18 protein-coding genes are annotated in these 17,015 nt (G+C 56.1%); all 18 read right to left on the reverse strand.

Annotated elements, in window-relative coordinates; translation table 11 throughout:
* Positions 1-111 precede the first annotated feature (111 nt).
* Positions 112-903 carry a hypothetical protein gene (locus tag HBN63_RS20235; protein ID WP_178093521.1) on the reverse strand — a complete coding sequence of 264 codons (792 nt, stop codon included), beginning with the start codon at positions 901-903 and terminating at the stop codon, positions 112-114.
* A 371-nt stretch (positions 904-1,274) separates the two neighbouring features.
* Positions 1,275-1,460 carry a hypothetical protein gene (locus HBN63_RS20240; protein WP_170050664.1) on the reverse strand — a complete coding sequence of 62 codons (186 nt, stop codon included), beginning with the start codon at positions 1,458-1,460 and terminating at the stop codon, positions 1,275-1,277.
* Between the two features lie 133 nt (positions 1,461-1,593).
* Positions 1,594-2,634, reverse strand: a complete 1,041-nt coding sequence (locus tag HBN63_RS20245; protein WP_170050665.1) for a hypothetical protein — start codon at positions 2,632-2,634, stop codon at positions 1,594-1,596.
* A 56-nt stretch (positions 2,635-2,690) separates the two neighbouring features.
* A complete protein-coding gene (locus HBN63_RS20250) occupies positions 2,691-3,269 on the reverse strand; it encodes a TerD family protein (protein ID WP_023101950.1) in 579 nt (192 codons plus the stop codon).
* Positions 3,270-3,299: 30 nt separating this feature from the next.
* Positions 3,300-3,875, reverse strand: a complete 576-nt coding sequence (locus HBN63_RS20255; protein ID WP_092320640.1) for a TerD family protein — start codon at positions 3,873-3,875, stop codon at positions 3,300-3,302.
* Between the two features lie 30 nt (positions 3,876-3,905).
* The gene (locus tag HBN63_RS20260) at positions 3,906-4,946 is read right to left on the reverse strand and encodes a TerC/Alx family metal homeostasis membrane protein (protein WP_092320641.1); all 1,041 of its coding nucleotides are present in this window, start codon (positions 4,944-4,946) and stop codon (positions 3,906-3,908) included.
* 9 nt (positions 4,947-4,955) lie between these two features.
* Positions 4,956-5,405: a tellurite resistance TerB family protein gene (locus HBN63_RS20265; protein WP_092320642.1), complete on the reverse strand. Its 450-nt coding sequence runs from the start codon at positions 5,403-5,405 to the stop codon at positions 4,956-4,958.
* A gap of 50 nt (positions 5,406-5,455) precedes the next feature.
* Positions 5,456-6,646, reverse strand: a complete 1,191-nt coding sequence (locus HBN63_RS20270; protein ID WP_170050666.1) for a TerD family protein — start codon at positions 6,644-6,646, stop codon at positions 5,456-5,458.
* Positions 6,646-7,233 carry a TerD family protein gene (locus tag HBN63_RS20275; RefSeq protein WP_092320644.1) on the reverse strand — a complete coding sequence of 196 codons (588 nt, stop codon included), beginning with the start codon at positions 7,231-7,233 and terminating at the stop codon, positions 6,646-6,648. The genes HBN63_RS20270 and HBN63_RS20275 overlap by 1 nt, the downstream gene beginning before the upstream one ends.
* 65 nt (positions 7,234-7,298) lie before the next feature.
* A complete protein-coding gene (locus tag HBN63_RS20280; protein WP_170050667.1) occupies positions 7,299-7,910 on the reverse strand; it encodes an HAD-IB family hydrolase in 612 nt (203 codons plus the stop codon).
* The gene (locus HBN63_RS20285) at positions 7,910-8,863 is read right to left on the reverse strand and encodes an HpcH/HpaI aldolase/citrate lyase family protein (protein WP_170050668.1); all 954 of its coding nucleotides are present in this window, start codon (positions 8,861-8,863) and stop codon (positions 7,910-7,912) included. Before HBN63_RS20285 ends, HBN63_RS20280 begins: the two co-directional genes overlap by 1 nt.
* Positions 8,863-9,945, reverse strand: a complete 1,083-nt coding sequence (locus tag HBN63_RS20290; protein WP_170050669.1) for a cysteine protease StiP family protein — start codon at positions 9,943-9,945, stop codon at positions 8,863-8,865. The genes HBN63_RS20285 and HBN63_RS20290 overlap by 1 nt, the downstream gene beginning before the upstream one ends.
* Complete coding sequence (locus tag HBN63_RS20295; protein WP_170050670.1) at positions 9,938-10,696, reverse strand: trehalose phosphatase; 759 nt, start codon at positions 10,694-10,696, stop codon at positions 9,938-9,940. Before HBN63_RS20295 ends, HBN63_RS20290 begins: the two co-directional genes overlap by 8 nt.
* Positions 10,686-11,816, reverse strand: coding sequence for a phosphoribosyltransferase domain-containing protein (locus HBN63_RS20300; protein ID WP_170050671.1), 1,131 nt, complete (start codon positions 11,814-11,816; stop codon positions 10,686-10,688). The genes HBN63_RS20295 and HBN63_RS20300 overlap by 11 nt, the downstream gene beginning before the upstream one ends.
* Positions 11,817-11,884: 68 nt before the next feature.
* Positions 11,885-13,027 carry a trypsin-like peptidase domain-containing protein gene (locus tag HBN63_RS20305; RefSeq protein ID WP_170050672.1) on the reverse strand — a complete coding sequence of 381 codons (1,143 nt, stop codon included), beginning with the start codon at positions 13,025-13,027 and terminating at the stop codon, positions 11,885-11,887.
* Between the two features lie 58 nt (positions 13,028-13,085).
* Positions 13,086-14,111: an ATP-grasp domain-containing protein gene (locus HBN63_RS20310; protein ID WP_170050673.1), complete on the reverse strand. Its 1,026-nt coding sequence runs from the start codon at positions 14,109-14,111 to the stop codon at positions 13,086-13,088.
* Between the two features lie 233 nt (positions 14,112-14,344).
* A complete protein-coding gene (locus HBN63_RS20315; protein WP_170050674.1) occupies positions 14,345-15,535 on the reverse strand; it encodes a DUF4236 domain-containing protein in 1,191 nt (396 codons plus the stop codon).
* Positions 15,536-15,963: 428 nt separating this feature from the next.
* Positions 15,964-16,482 carry a DUF1523 family protein gene (locus HBN63_RS20320; RefSeq protein ID WP_170050675.1) on the reverse strand — a complete coding sequence of 173 codons (519 nt, stop codon included), beginning with the start codon at positions 16,480-16,482 and terminating at the stop codon, positions 15,964-15,966.
* Between the last annotated feature and the right edge of the window lie 533 nt (positions 16,483-17,015).

Raw genomic sequence — 17,015 nt, forward strand, 5'->3', positions numbered from 1 at the left:
TTTTGCCCATCATTTCCATACTGATCACCCTGTGTTCTCCTGCTCAAAAATTGAGCAGAAGCAGTTGAACACCTGGGTCAGTTTTCAGTCGGCAGAACAGCCTCTACTGGGTCAGTTTTCGGTCAGCGGCAACAGGCGTACATACTTTTTCGGTGCGTGGAGGTACTCCACCCCGGTGATCAAAGATATGCCACGACCCTTGAGCTTGTCGGCGATACGCATAAACCATTGGGGTGGTAAAGCCACTTCCGGGAGGATCAAGTAACCAGCGCCATCAGGCCGAGAGATCAGTTCGTTGATCAGGCGATTGATGCGTTGGTAACGGTGCAGGCCGTCCGGGTCGGGCAACCCCATGATGGCGGCGGTAAAGCTTTCATCTTTGGTTTCCAAGCTGGCTACAGCGATGGTCTGTTTGGCTGTTGGCTCTCCGTCCGGGATATGTAGAACCTGCTTTTTGTCGAGGTGCGGCATCATGTGCTCGGTCAGCTCAAAGCCTCGTAGTGCCTGCACCACCAACCCCAGCGTCTGGCGGTTGGAAGTGGCAAAAGGGGTGGGGGCTATGAGGTAAAGCTCATTGAGGCTGAACGGGCGAGTGGCGAAGGTTAGTCCAGACGGAGTACCGCGTTTAAGCCTGAGCCAGTTCGCCAGTGTGGCAATGCCGTCGCTCATCTCGTCAGGCAACAGCTCTTCTGCGTCAAAAATGGCGAGGTTTTTACGGAGTGGAATACCGCGCTGGCTGACCATTTCCCTCGGAAGGCCTGCAAAGCGCAAGGGGATATGGGCGAGATCGAAGCTGAACAGGCGAGCTTGAAGCTTCTGTATGTGCTGGCTGGTGATGTTCATTGGCCTGTCTAGGAAGTTACCCCAGATGACGAAGGCAAGGCTCTCCATATGACTGGTCATTTGGTTCTTCCAAGCCGTAGTGCCCGATTTGCTTAGGCGGGAAGGAAACGCTGAGACGATGCTCTGCGTTGTAACTTCCCAGATGGATCGTTTCCATAAATGGCGGGCTTCGGCTGGCACGTCAGCAGCGGCCAGAGGCCTCGTCTTGCTGCGTTATGGACATTGGTACGTCCATGACCGATGAACCTATAGCCCACTTCAGATCGTCCGCTTCCAGCTGTGGATTCAACTGGCCTCGAAAGCCGTTACATTGACCCAGGACTCTAAAGCCAGCTGCTACTGAAGACGGGGAGACGTCGGGGCCAATAAAAAACGCACCGGGGTGAAACCCTCGGTGCGTTTTTTATTCCGCATTGCGGAAGATCGTCACTTCAACGACCAGCGCTGGCTTCGTGTTTCAAATCCTGACCACCAGAATCATCTGGAGCGGTGCCGCGTTTCAGGGCTCTGAGCTTCCCCTCAACCTGATTGCCAGAGTCCATGATCATCGCGAAGGCATACGCAAGAATTACGTGTGCGACCGTTGCCACACCGAAGAGCGTACCGGACTTGAGCATGCCCATGAGAGTCCCGAAGACAATCGCCAAGCAAGCAACAAGCGTTGACCAGGGGTCATGCCGTAGCCGTGACCGGAGCAGTTATTCCTTGGATTGGGTGGCGACTGCCAGCTGAGATGGGGTGGTCATCGTATTATCCTTGTTGCTGATTCCGGCCTGCCAGGTAGTCTCCCAATGGAGAGAAGTACCTGTCTCGGCAAAGCCACGCAGATAGCCAAGTGAAGAGGGCGGTGATGGCAATCATCGCTGCGGTTCGCTCTCGTGACTCACGTCGACTGCGGCTCTCGAAAGCGCGTCTCGACTCACCCGGCTTACGCGCAGAATTGCCAGCCATCAGAGCGATCATCAGTAGATAGAACAACGAGATCATCGTCGTCTTGGTGATCAGTGCCATGACAAACCAGAGTGAGGGCCCATTCGCGAGATAGGTCGCTCGGATCACCACTATCGCCATGATGATGCCCAGGCCGTAACCCGCGTATGTGCCGTAAGATGACGGCACTTCGAGCCAGCCCAGAAGCCACATTAGGGCGACAGACAGAAGAGGGATAAGGCTTGTGAAGGTAGCGTCTGTGTAGTCCTGATAGATGGTCAGGCGGCCCTGGTGGTGCAAGATAATCGAGGCAATAGAGACCGCCGCAATGAAGACCAAGAATATCTTGAGCGCCAGCGGCATCTTCTCTGATTGGTGTCCTTCCGGAGGAAGGTTTGATGAGTAGCCGTAGTTCTGCCCCTCACTGATTGCAGGTGCCTGATATGGACTAGGTGTCGGCTGGTAGGTTTCTACGGACTGCTCTTGTTCTGGCATTGGGGGAGCGATCTCAGGCGCGTTCACAATCGGCTCAGGTGCCGGTTGCTTCATTGCCACCTGACGCTCAAGCGTCCCTATGCGCGACTCCATTAGTTGCCGAAGACAAATCTCGTTGAAGCACTGATCGCGCTTAAGAAGCCAGCCGCGCTGCGAGCTTTTCAGGCCCTCCGGGTCATCACTCACTGCCAACGCATTTTTGAACGCGGCGCTGAGTTGTTCGTCCAGGCGGCTGAGAGTCTCGATTTGGCAAATCGTATCTTCCTGAAAGGTCGATGCTTTTGAGCAATCAAAGCTGGCTGCCTGGAGATGGCCGCACAAGGCTAAAAGGGCTGCCAGAGCAATTGAGTAACAGAATCTGGACATTGCGTACTCCCAAAAAAACTCCCCCGGTGTGGGGGAGTTTTTTGTACTTCAGGCAATTAGCCGAGGTTCACACCGTAGGACGAAGCCAGTGGGCCGAGGCCGCCAGCAAAGCCCTGACCGATGGCCTTGAACTTCCACTCATCGCCGTTGCGATACAGCTCACCGAAGACCATCGCGGTTTCCAGAGCGGAATCTTCGGACAGGTCGAAGCGAGCCAGTTCCTTGCCGTCAGCCTTGTTCAGGACGCGGATGGCAGCGTTGGATACTTGGCCGAAGGACTGCTTGCGAGCTTCTGCTTCGTGGATGGTTACGGCGAAGACCAGGCGCTTAACGTCAGCAGCGAGGCCGGAGAGTTTCACGTTGACCTGCTCGTCGTCACCGTCGCCGGCACCCGAGCGGTTGTCGCCCATGTGCTCGACGTTGCCGCACGGGGACTTCTTGTTGTTGTAGAAGATGAAGGAGCCGTCATTCAGCACCTTGCCGCTTTCGCCGACTACGAACACGGAAGCGTCCAGGTCGAATTCAGCGCCATCGGTGGAGCGGGCATCCCACGCCAGGCCAACGACCACTTCGGTCAGGCCAGGGGCTTCTTTGGACAGACTTACGTTACCGCCTTTGCTCAGACTAACTGCCATTGTTGTTGCTCCTTGTTGAGTACGGTTGTGTTACAGGTTCAGGCCATAGCGAGCGCACATGGCTTTCAGGCCGCCGGCATAACCTTGGCCAACGGCACGGAACTTCCACTCGCCGCCATGACGGTACAGCTCTGCGAACTCCATGGCGGTCTCGGTTGCATAGTCCTCTGCGAGGTCGAAGCGAACCAGTTCGGCACCGCCTTGCTGATTCACGACGCGGATGAACGCGCCGCCTACCTGGCCGAAGTTCTGACGACGGGCGTCAGCGTCATGGATAGTAACGGTGAAAACGATCTTCTCAACATGAGCCGGAACCTTCGGAAGGTTGATCACCAGGCTTTCGTCGTCACCATCACCAGCACCGGTACGGTTGTCGCCGGTATGGATCACCGACTTACACACTGATTCTTTCTGGTTGTAGAAGATGAAATCGGATTCGGCGGTAACCTTGCCGTTCGCGCCGAGCATGAATGCACTGGCGTCGAGGTCGAACTCCGCACCATCAGTGGCGCGTGGGTCCCAGCCAAGTCCGACCATGATCTCTACGAGGCCAGGGGCAACTTTATCAAGCGACAGGTTGCCGCCTTTTTGCAGGGAAAGTGCCATAGAAACAACTCCTTTACATGGCTGTTGTGATTAAGCGTTTTCTTTCGCTTCTTCTTCGCGCTCTGGGAACAGAACGCTTGCAACGATACCGATCGCCAGTACACCCATGACAATGGCGAGACTGGTATTCGGATCAATGCTGTAACCGTGGTGCCAGATGTGATTGGTTGCGTTCAGCGCCAGCTTGCCAGCGATGAAGAACAGCAGTGCGATCACAGCCTTCTCCAGGTGCACCAGATAGCGCTTCAGAGCTTCCAGAACGAAGTACATGGTACGCAGGCCGAGGATCGCAAACAGCATGGCGCTGTAAACAATCAGCGGTTCCTTACTGACGGCAATGATTGCCGGTACCGAGTCGAAGGCGAACAGTACGTCCGAGATCTCAACGACGCAGACACACAGGAAAAGCGGGGTAGAGAACCAGAAACCCTTCTGAACCAGGGTCATGCCCTTGTTCTCAGGCTTCTGAAGTTCAACCTGAAGCTGGTTGCGGTTCACGAAGAAGTTGTGACCGTAGAGCTTCGGCCATACAGGGAACAGCTTGCTGGCAAAGCGGTAGGCAATGTGCTGCGAGTAGTCTTCTTCTTCGTCTTCATCATCGCCAGAGCGAAGCATCATGACCGCAGTCCAGGCGACGATTGCCGCGAAGACAATCTCGACCCACGGCCCGAAAGCAAGCAGCCCGGTACCGATAGCTACAAAGATCCCACGGAAGACAATGGCGCCGATGATGCCCCAGTAAAGGACACGATGACGCAAGCCGTCAGGGATTTTGAACCAGGCGAAGATTGCCATAAACACGAAGAGGTTATCGACTGACAGCACTTTCTCAAGGGCATAGCCAGTGACGAACAGGCTGGCGACTGCCGGCCCGTGAGTCATGTAGAGATACCCGGCAAAGACCATCGAAATGGCAACCCAGAAGATCGACCACATCGAGGCGTTGGCAAGAGTGACGGGCTTGTCCTTGTTGTGCGTCAGCAGGTCGATAGCCAGTGCGATCACAGCCAAGCCGATGAATACCGCAAGGGTCGCCGGCGGAAAGCCGATAGCGGTGCTAGTTGTTTCCATGATGAGTCCTTAAAGTCCAAAGTCAGCGGGGTTAAGACCCAGCTCTACACAGATGCCGCGGCAGACAGTTTTCTCGCTTTCGTCGAACTGTCCATCAGAGCTACCAATGGCGCAGCAAACCCGCACAAGCAGGCGAGCGGCGTCAGGCTTGTTACGGATCTTGCCTACAGCACGGAGCGCTTCAGCCTTGCCAATTTCGGCGTCGAACTCGAACTTCTGGCAGAAGCCATTGAAGGAAGTGATTACGTCCTTCAGATCGAAGACCTTGAGCTCATCCGAGTTTTGAATGAAGCCGGCCATGCGCTGCTTTTCGATTGCGCTGATGTTCCCGTCAGCAGCAGAGACCAGAGCGCAACCGGCAACCAAAGCATCCATGAAGTCACGGTTCTTAAACTTCGTGACCTCAAGGGCGAGCTTGGAGCGGGCCGATTCGACGTTGTTTTTCAGCCAATCGAGCATGTCATTTCCTCATCACCTGAAAGGGGGGGGGCTCCCTTTCAGCATTTCAGTTACTTAGAGCCAGCCGACCAGCGCAGGCCCCAGCCATAGGTTTTGTCGAGCACCACATGATCTTTAACAAAACGAACTTCGCGACTGACCTTAACGGCCCCGCGATCATTTTCAAGGAGTGCGACTGCACACATGCCCAGTCGGCCACCTTCCTCGTTCATACGAACTTCGATCGGAGGTTGATCCGGGATGTAGATCGTCACAACGCCATCAGTGGATGCCCAATTGGGCGCACCTTCGTAGATGTAGGCGAACACACAGATACGCTTGATCTCGTTCCAGTGCTTGCCGTTGACGCGGAGCCATTCCCCATCCGAAACAGCACCGGTCCGGTCGTCCCCCATTAGTTCAATGAAAGGATCGTCCCTGAAACTGCCAAATGCATTGCCCAGGGCTTGAACGACGCCTTTGTAGTCATCTTGAAGCTCGAATAGACAGCCAAGGTCGAGATCGATGCCTTTTGCCTTGCCGAGGCCAAACAGGCTGCCCTTTGAATTGCCACGGTTCCAGTTCAGGTTGATCTTGATCTCGCCGAAGTCGGACTTCTTCTCCAGGCTGATCGAGCGCTGGTTCTTGTCGAGACTGATCTTGCTGAGGTTGATCTTGCTGGGTGCCGGTGCCGGTGCCGGAGCAGGCTTTGGCGCTGGTGCCGGCGCTGGTGCTGCCGGTTCCGCCGCTACTTCAATGCCGAAGTTCTTGGCCAAAGGCTCTAGTCCGCCAGCAAACCCTTGAGCAACTACTCTGAACTTCCACTGCCCATTGCGGATATAGAACTCGCCCAAGATGAGGGCGGTCTCCATCATGCCGGTGGTAGCCAGGGAGGCGTCGATAGGCTCGCTACCTGCGGAGCCTTCGATCCGAAGACTCAGCGATGGACAGGCCGAGAACTTGGCCCGGTTCTCGTAGATGGTTGCAGTGAGGGCAATCTTCTCGATGGCCGGATCAAGGCGTTGTAGGTTCGCCTTGAACACCGCCCGACCAGGGCTGCTTTCGACCAGAGTGAGCGCTCCGTTCGAGACGCTCTTCTGGCCGTAAAAGCACATGTCGGTATCACCACGCACCTTGCCGGTACCGGTCAACTGGAAGGCCGACACATCAATGTCAGCCCCAGAGATCGGAGTGTAAGTGACCGATACGGTTAGCTCGCCATTGGGAGTTGGGGCATTGCCCCCCGGTACCAGGGCCGCCATTACGCAATCAACCGGCGAGCGTCAGAGGCCATTTCCTGGACAGTGAAGCCAGAAGCCACATTGCCGAGGGCGGTCAGCTGCCAATCGCCACCATTGCGCGACAGGTAAGCCATCAGGACGCCGGTGTGGCTGCCTTTCTGGCTCAGATTGAAGCGGGCAAGCTCGGTGTTGTTCGAGCGATTCATCAGGCGGCAGTAGGCGTTCTCAACTTTGTCGAACGTCTGCCCAGTGAAACTATTGACGGTGAACATCAGGTACTGAACACCAGCCGGGAGACGGCTCAGATCCACATGGATCGTCTCGTCATCACCGGAGCCTTCGCCAGTGCGGTTGTCGCCGCTGTGCTTGATGGAGCCATCCTTCGAGGCCAACTGGCGGAACCACACAACGTCGATCGGGTCTTTGTTGCCATCCAGCAGCAGGCAGGAAGCATCCAGGTCGATCTCACCGCCACCGCCCAGCAGTTTGCCCAGAAGCCCCTTGCTTTTCACCGGGTCCCATCCCAGGCCCATGCTGACTTGTGTCAGAGAAGAACCAGCGGTTTTGGCCAGCGAGATCGACTGATTCTTGGTCAGAGTAAGTGCCATCTTTATTGCTCTCCATTGCGTGGGACGATCCTAATGCTGCTTTCCCCACATAAAAGCAGCGGTATTCAGTGAAACCACCGGTAATAAGGTTCGTCTGCGGCTTCAAGCAACTGCTTGTCGCCGGCAGAATCTCCCCAAGCCCGAAGATGGAAACTCTTCAGGTCCCCATAAGACGAAATGAGGCGCGCTACTTTCTCACTTTGCCGACAATTCTGCCCGTCAATTAAACCCGTCAGAATCCCATTGCTCTCTTCCAGGCGGGTAGCAATTAACTCAACCCCAAGTCTTCGCGCAAATGGCCGAAGGATTATCTCTGGCGAAGCTGAGCAAAGAGTGACAGTCGCGCCCGCATTTACTTGTTCGCTAACGCCAGCGCAAGCCTTGCTGCGCATGAGGGTAGGCCACGATTTCTCGCAGAAATCCTCAGCAAGTTGGGTCAACTTATCGGCCGAAACGCCGCATAGGAATGTGTTGATAAGACGTTGTTTGAGTTCATCACGACTTGAAATACCTAGTAAAAACTTCAGAGTCGGAAAAGCCATTCGCAGCAACCCAATTGCAAAAGAGCAACTGCCGAATTCCGTCCAGAGAAACAGCGTAAAGCTATCTCTGTAGGTCAGCGTTCCATCGAAATCGAAAGCCGATAGAACCGGTTTATTGGGTTGCTGATACTGCATTAGCCAGCAGCCTCGATAAGAGTCAGGGGTGCGCCCGAGAGATTGGCAGGCCTCTCCGTCCGGAGCCCATGCCAGCGGGCACGCTCAACGATATTTTCTGCCCACTTCAGATGAGTCGCTGGCTCGCACATCGACCCGTTGAATTGGAATACGGCCGGCGCAGCATCGCTGAGGATTGCCTTCGCGCTGTTCAAGTCGTCAATGCAGACTTGCAGGGCGCGATGGATGATGGCTACTTGGCTCGGATGAATGGCGGTCTTGCCTACCAAACCGTGGGCCATGTCCAGATCGAGCTCTGCCTTGAGCAGGTCCTGGGAGTGAATTTGCTCGAACACCGGGGCGGTAAGCGCGAAGCCGGCGGCACCCATAACACCGGCCAGCATGGGAATTACATAGCCCATCGGTGTCTGGTACAGGGTGGTGGACTGCGGCCGGCGAAGGCCAAGGCAACCCATCAGATCGTTCCCGCCAATTCGGAGCGCGATGACGCGATCAGCAATGGTTTCCAGAAGCGCATTTCGGAGTTCTACCATTGCGGTTGGGTCAAACACCTCCTTGGTCTCCAAGGTAGGCATCAGATACAGATCGGTACCTTCGACCGACTTAGCCCATGCATCAATGTTGCTGAGGTTCAGCTTCGGCATGACGTAGCCATCTGCGTGGCGCATGAGCGGCCAGGCGGAGAGCTTTGCAGCCATATCGGCATTCCGAGGGCGGACGAACATCATCGGACCATCCTCTGGACGCCCGCCACGGCGGTCGATGTCCATCAGGAGCGTTTCGAGGTTCGCCAGCGCAACATCCAGGTCGATCTCAGAGACGGCATCTTCCAGGCAGACAACCAGTGAACGCAGGCCTTGCAGCTTTTCAACCATCACCACGCTGAGCAGGTCGGTGCGGGTGGCGGGCATGTACAGGGTGGCACCCAGTGCAAATGGGGATACCTTCTTCATCAGTTCACCTTCCTTATGATCGTCACTGCCCGGTAAGGCCCAAGCTGTTCACCGGCTTCTTCTACCGCGATGCCGGTGTTTTCCGTCAGGTGCATCAGCAGTTGAACGTCTTCATCATCTCGGCTCCGGACAAGTACATGGTCAGGAACGCGACGGAGGACGGCTCGCGTAGCTTCAGCGATGCCTGGCTTTACGCGATTGAGGTTCGTGATGCCATGGGTGGCAGCGAGGCCATTAACGACGCCTAGCGCACTGGCTTGGAGTGCTTGAGCTTGCTCGGCAGTCCACGGCATCGATACTGGAGCGCTCTCTACCTTCTCGGTCAGCGCATGAATGTCATCAACGAAGCCGCGGGTGACATCGCAATCTTTCAGGTGCTCATAGACCACACACCCATGAAGGCCGCCGTCCGGTGGCCAGATCGAACGCGACACCAGACCAGAAACAGTCGCCCCCAGAATGCCAGACGGAATAATCCAATCTTCGGCAGATGCCGACAGCCAGGCCTTCCCGCAAGGATCAGCCAGCACAACGAGGCGTGGATCGACAGGGAAACGGGCGTCACCCGCGAGGCTGCGGCGAATTTCACCAGAGATAGCTCCCTTCCCGGTCCACCCGTCTACGAAGACGATGTTCTCGGCACCATGCTTCTTGATGACCGCTTCGAGGGCTACCGTGTCGATGCCACGATCCCGAATGATGCTCAACCCATAGTGAGAGGCATCGCGACCCAGATCATTGAGGCAGCGCTTCAGAAGCACGCCAAGCGGGAGGCCAGCACGCACAAAAGAGACCAGTGCAATCGTGGGGCCGGTGTATAGTGCGTTCAGCGCCATGGCGAGGGAGACCACATCGGTCGCCATTCGCTGCCCATTCTGGGCAAGGGCTCGGGCATAGAGGTCCATGTGAGTCTGCGAAGGGGCAGACTCAGTGCTGATCATTTCCGAGTAGTGGCGCTGATTGGTCTGGATCAGCCGTTCCTTTTCCTCAACCGGCGTTGCGTCGATCTGCATCGGACGCAGCAGAAAGTGAACGTCAGACGGGGCATAGGAGCCGGAACCCACAGTTGTGAATTCAATCATGGATTAGCGCCTCCACAACTCGGCTTGCAAGCTGGCCAACACGCGGCGTTGCCCACCAGTGGCATTCGGTCATGAAACCAAGATCAGAAATGGAGTCACCGAAGCCCAGTCGAGGGCGTTCACCGTTGATCTTCAGATCACGGGAAATCCACTCTTGAACTGCGCGTTGCTTTTGCAGTGCATGGGGAAGGAAGGCGAGGTTGTTGCCGTTGCCATGGACATAGAAATCTTCCAAGAGCCCGCGGGACTTAACGACCCCTAGCACCTCAGTAAGCACTGCATCGTCATCCCCATTGCGCTTGGTCACCACGTAGTGCTCAAGGCCCGCTTCCTCAACCACCCAGCCGCGCAGTGAATGGCCCAGGTCGGTGCCAATCTGCAAGGTGGTGTCACTGAGCCCTTGCAGGCGACCTTGGATGTGCGCGAGGTCGCTCTCCATCTGGGCGTGCCACTGCTCGTCCAGCTGGTTATCCGGTGTCAGGATCACCCCGCCATGAGAACAGATGGCACCTTGCGTAAACGGCAGCTTGACGCGGCTGTGGGCCTCAACGCTTCGGGCTGTTACAGGAACAACATCAGCGCTGGCGATCAGCCACTCAACGAATTGCTTCTGCACCGAACTCATGTAGCCGTTGGGGTTCCCATCAACGTCCAGGGTCGCCGGGAAGCGCTCTCCCTGGCCCATCTTCCGGGCTGTTTGGAAAAGGGTATCGTCCAGGTCGACGAAAATGAGCGGTTTGTTATTGGCCATCAGAAATAACCTCGGCTTGGAGTGTCTCAACAAGTCGCGGATCGACTGATTGCACAGGGGTTTCGCAGCAAATGATCACCCTGTCGTACTGACCGGGTGCCACGTTGTAAATGAAGTTCGGAATGCCCAGCCCATAGTTGTCGGAGAACGACAGTGCATGGCCAATGGCGTGCCCCAGGGCAATGGGGGAGCGGGTGGTGGAACCGAAGTGAACCTGTGCACCTTGCTTCTCAAGGCGCTCGGCCAGAAGGAACGGCCGCCAGACGTATTCACTGGTACCGACTACCAGAATGCGTTCACCGGGCGCTGCTCGAAAATCAGGCGCTAGGGTATCCATGTGATGGGTAACGCCAAGACGCCCCCAGTCGGTAGAGGGAACCAGCGGCCACTCGCCGGCTGCAACCGTCCCAACCTCCGGCATATCCGGCATTGGCGCGTCCGGGTCTTCGTCGAACTGGAACGAACCCGACATCAGGGACACCGATTCGGCATGCGAGCCAATACGGCGAGCTACAGCGCCCTCGGACCAGTCTGTCAGGGTGACGGTTACCACTCGCTCTACCTGAGAGAGCCCCGCCTCCTGAAGTGCAGAGAGCAAGTTGATGAAGGTGTTGCCAGTTGAGGCTTCATCATCGACCAGAACGACAGATCGGGCAGACATCAGCAACTCACGCTGCTCCGGATCGATCGGCATGTGGAGAAGGTGAGCGCTCGCATGACTGTGCTCTTCTTCGAACCGAGCAAACAGCTCAGTCCCCACCGGATGGCGGGTACTGACCCAATACAGAGTGTCATCACGGCCTTTCGAGTATACGCGATGTACACCTGCGCCCAAGCCAACGGCAGTTTCGGCCATGCCGATAAACAGAACCGGGCCGGGGAGGTCAGATGGGATCTTCGTCGCCAGCGATTCGAAGCTGGCTTGCATTACCGAAGGTGCGACCGGGATATGGCGGCCCAGCACTTTGGACACGAAAAGAAAGGCACGCTTTGGATTGCGGCGCTCAGCGAAACCGAACAGAGCTTCAGGCGAAGAATCGGCTGAGGTGACTCGCACAGAGAGCCGGCCTCTCAAAAGGTCGGCGCTTAGCTCTCGTGCGTTGTGGGAAACATCATTCATACAGCAGACATCCAAAATGGGTGTTCAATGAACGTAACGGCGGGCAATCTCAATTCAAGGGAGGCTACTTAGGCCTGAGCCTCGATCATCCAGAGGGAAGACTGAACCTTCCGGACCAGCTCATGGGCGGCCATGCTGGGCCCAGAGTGTGATCGCTGAGGTACAAGATGCGCCGCTTCGAGGAAGGACATCGCCAGGCAGGCTTTCACGGCGAAGTTCATGTTCTGCGCATCAGTCACAGCCGATGTGACCATCCCCGTGACCTGGCCAGCCATATCGAACAGTGGACTCCCACTCGACCCAGGCTGGATGGGCGCTGTGAATTGCAAGACGCTGGAGTCAGAGCGGACGCCGGTCAGGGCCGAAATACCGCCCTGAGTCACAGCAACAGATCCGCCGGTGAGCCCAGAGAGCGGATAGCCCACTGCTACTACGGGCTCGCCCAGGTTGATGCTAGGCCCATCCTTGAACACGACAGGTTCCAGATCCACGTTGCCAACGACTCGAAGCAGTGCGAGGTCGTTGGTTTCATCAACCATGACGTATTCCAGGTCATAGTTGCCGGCCAGAGAGCGCATCCGGTAACGGCGCATGTCTCTGATTACGTGGGCGCAAGTCATGATGTGGTTCTTGGAAACGGCGAAACCAGTGCCTGTGGCAGAGGCGCAGCTTTCGTTGTCGCGCGGACGGCCTGAGCCAGAACTGCCTTTAGAGGGATGCGAGTCATCCACGCTCAGGCCAATCCGGCGACCAAAGGCAGCAAGGCCATAGGCGCTGGCCTCATGCAGCGATCTGACTTTCCACTGGTCGTTGCGCAGGTAGAACTCAGCAATGATCAGCGCAGCCTCGCCCATCCCTTGCAGAGAGTTCTGGATGCTGATGCTTTCGTTGATTTTGAGTTCGAGGCTTCGAACAAACTCCAGCGGGCATGCCGCGTCGTAGGTGTAGACCACCAGCAGAACCCGACTCGCTTCGGCAGGCAACTGAGAAAGCCGTAAGTTGCACCCGACGTTGCCAGCGCTCTCGAACCAGTCATTCCAATGTTCCTCGGCGGCGAGCAAAGCTGCCGGCCCGCAGGGATTACGCTTCTCATCGACCGGAATCAGGGCGACCCCGGCCCGATCCCACGCCTGGGGATCTTGGCTGCTCAACGTGAATGTGGTGGCAGATGTATTGAGTGGCGCGTTTGCGCCCGCGGGCAATATGAGCATCTTCCCTGAACTCTCTAGCTAAACGAATTAGACACGATAGTGCCAACGTGTACTGGCATTATGCAGTCAAAGGGGTCTTCGGAAACAGGGTATCTACGCGAACAGGCGTCGGAATGCCCTTAAGCATTACACCGGACAGCGTTTCTACCGTCGGGCAATCAAAGCCCAGTCGAGAAGCCGCGAAGATACCTGCCAGGTTAATGCCGGCAAGCCGGGTATAACCGATGCCACCCGAGTAACGCGGGTTAATCTCCAGCAAATGCGGGACACCTTGGGCATCATCACGGGTCTGGACGTTGATGATCCCATCGCACCCGAAGTGCTCGGCAGCTTGAATTGCCAGATCAATTGCTTGGCCTTCGAAGCTGAAGGTTTGGTACATGCCTTCCTTTCGACGCCCGCAATAGGCGATGACCTTCCCTTTGTTCAGCACCATGTCTACAGAGCACTCGGAGCCAGCCATATAGGGCATGACCAGCAGTTGTTTCTGGTTGGCGCTGTCACCATAGGCCTGTACGAATACTGACTCATTGACGGTGTGATCGCCGGCGTTGGCAAAGCAACGGAATGGATCAGCCTCCGCGTCGAGCCGCCAGAAGCCCATGCCATAGATACCGCGAGCTGGTTTTACGCACACTTGGTGCTTACCGCGCATGCTATCAATTGCAGCCTTGAGCTCAGCAGCATTGCTGACGGTCACTGCCGGGATGACAGCCAACCCAGCGGCTTCGGCTTCGGCAGTGAATACCGACTTGTCATCCACCTGGTCGAATGTCTTGATCGAGAGCCCGCCAGTTACCAGATCGATCCCCAAGGATTCGAACTCGCCCCGGCGATCTTCAAACTCACGCCCGGCGCGACCAACGTGCATGACCTTCACACCCCGGTGCTTGGCTACATCGATGGCCCACTGGACGCGATCACTGTCGCTGTCAGGCTCTTTGAGGACGATATCCGCACCTTCGGTTACCTCGGGGCGGACTTGGCGGTGCGATGCCATAACGGGGACGCGCCCCTGAATGGCCTCCATAGCACCGGCAATAACATCACGCTGACTCGATTGTCCCTGTAGAAACCAGATCATTTCATCCGCTCACATAAAAAACCCTACTTTTCTAAGTATCTCACGCTTTGGCAGCGATCCACGACGTGAGTGGGGGTTGCCAAACCGCAGTGAGTCCTAGTCCTGGCCATACAGTAACGGCAAGGGATTCAGGCGCGGTGACGGATTGGGATGGGGAGAGGCAGAGGAACCTGCTGCCCAGTGGAGGCAGCAGGTGGCTTGTACATGACGTTCAGAATAAATCGATTGCTGGCTCAGGCGTAAGAGTCGGACATCTCGAACGGCGTGATCTCTTGCAGCCGAGATGACCGATCCAGCTTCACGCGCAGCGGGAACATCCCAATGGTAGATGCCGGGTCGATATCACTCAGTTGGCTGAAGTTGATCAGGCTCCAACCATCTCGGTCGATGATGGTTGACATGACGTACTCGTCGCGGATTTGTGCGGTACCGGTGCACTTGCGCTGGACGTAGCTGGAGATGACGACCTTATCGATGGTCGGTAGGCCGGCAAAAAGCTCGCCAGCGACACGGAATGCAGAGGCATAGGCGAGGAAAACAAAATCACGCCGGGATTGAGCTTCAGAGCGCTTCTTGAAGTTGAGTTGGTCTTTCCCTACGACAGCCGAGGTGGCTGGGATCTCGTCTTCATCCGGCAGATCAAGGTCGATGCCTACTACGCGGCCACAAGCTGAAATCCCGAAGCCGATGTTTGTCACTCTCGGCCAGGTTGTTCGATCAAGCAGGTACTCGGCGACGACTTCCATTGCCGGCACATCATTCTGAGGTAGACGCTTCATCGCATCTACGATTTGAGCCCGGCGAGTTTCATGCGTCCGCTGCTCCTGATACCACTCAGAGAGATTCTTCTGATAGCCCTGGGAGATTTGACGATTACGCTCTTCGATGGCAGCCGCCTTGCCGAACAAACGATCGAAGAAGCCAATCTTCTGGTGCGGAGGCTCTACAGGCTTGCTCGATTCAGCGAAGGCAGCCGGAGCCGGGACTACGGAGCCAGGGGCCGGTGTGCCCATGTGGATATTCAGGCAGGCTTCGAGGTCTTCATTCATCCGCACGGCAGCAGACTCGAGCATGCCCTGGATAGCATCCCGATTCTCGGCCTTGAACTGCTTAACGATTGCCGGTGGTACTGGGGCACCAGTCTCGTCTCTGAAACTGAGTTCGCCATCATCGCTGAGTGTGACGATGACTTGAACCGGCTGAGTGGCTTGCCTGGAGGAAGATCGTCCCTGAGCAGCGCCGCCCGACAACTTGGTACGGTAGGAAAGGCCTGTTCCTGGGATACCAAGGTTTCCATAAACCCCGCTTCGCCCGACGCTTACAGAAGCGCCGCGAGGGCCCAAAGAAAGACCCACTCCAGAGCCGCTCAGGTTGATCCGCACACCTGGCAGCAATGTCACTCGCTTGGAAAAGCGCAAACCCATGTCGATACTCCCTATCCGATAAAGCTGATGCTTCAGCGTCGCACCAGGTGAAAGCATTTTGAAAATGCAACTCTATAGTAACGAACGAGCATGCATAACCGGGGTCAGAAGTTACGGTAATTCAGGAAGGAGTCTTTGTTGATTCCGCGCTTAATTAGCCTTGCCATGTTCGTATGCGCTATGTCGTTTCCCGCATTCGCTGCGGACGTTGACCTCGATAACGATGGTCGCACGGACTATCAGTTCGGCTGCAACACCTCATCTAGGCTGAAAGGCTCCACATCGGTCTTGGGGACTTTCAGCGATTTGATGTTCAGGTACGGCGAGGCAAACCCGAACCGATCAGCTTTCCCAGCTCAGACTCTCTGAGCAAGCTCGACTCAGCCTCAAAAAGGGCCCTCGGATTGAGTCAGCCAACCCGCTCAGTACTAGCGCTTGAATCGGCGACGCAGGAAAAACCCCGCAAACAGAATCAGCAAAGTGCTGACGCTGAAGAAGATCGTGTTGAACCAGGGGAAGGGCTCTTCGCGGGTGTTGGTAGCTTCGACGTGAGTGATGTTAGGGAATACGGACAAGATCTTAATCCGCCAGCCATAGTATCGGATAAGCGCTAGCTGCTCGGCATTACGAGAGTATCCCTGAGCCTTTGCTTGGACGTCTGCTGAGTCAAACTTGTAGTACCAAGGGAAGCTCCAGCCCGTATCTTCATTGCGATACACCATTACCGCCTTCGAGGTCGGGTCTTCGGTGTTGATGAAGTACACATCGCGAGTAGGTCCATCCGCGAGATTTTCAGCGCTAATGACGCCGTCATCGTCAACTCGCTTTACTTCAACGCCAGTGATTGCAACCACGTCATGTCTTGGTAGGACGTAGTAGAGGCCAATCGCAGCCCCACTGACCGCAACCAAAATCACACCAATAACAGCCCATTTGATCCAGTTCATCTCTGTGCTCCAATTTTGATCGCAGGATTTTGCCCCAGATCGGCCAGCGGTTTTTGCATTTTACCGCGCTGTTCAACTAAACATGGTTAGCAAATGTGTTGTCCTCTAGTCCTGCAGTCTGAGTGCTTTCAGCTTTATTGGCCCGTTTTTTGCCTAAGGAGGAAAGGGGTGGAAGTATTAACGGAAGGTGGGAGAAAACGATTCCTGCCTTGAGGCGAAAAGTAGCCGGGGGAAGAGGCTCAGCAAGTGCAGTTACTTTATAGCAGCCACAATTGCATATCCGGAAAATCATGGTAATGAGTATATGGCCAGTGGCTATCGGCTCTGGTTGGTTGTATTTTGAGCCTGTGAAATTACTGTGATGGGGGATGGAATGAACTTAAAACTGCTGGCATTGGCAGCACCTTTAGCCCAATGTCATCAACCTAAGCTGCAGCCCTGCCCAAGGCAAGCCCCCGAAGCAGCCAGCCGCCATGGCCGTCGGGCGATGACCAGGCCTCTGCCGCTCCATCAGGCGGTCTAGCTGGGCTGGC

The sequence above is a fragment of the Pseudomonas sp. WS 5011 genome (genome assembly GCF_012985775.1).
Classification (GTDB): domain Bacteria; phylum Pseudomonadota; class Gammaproteobacteria; order Pseudomonadales; family Pseudomonadaceae; genus Aquipseudomonas; species Aquipseudomonas peli.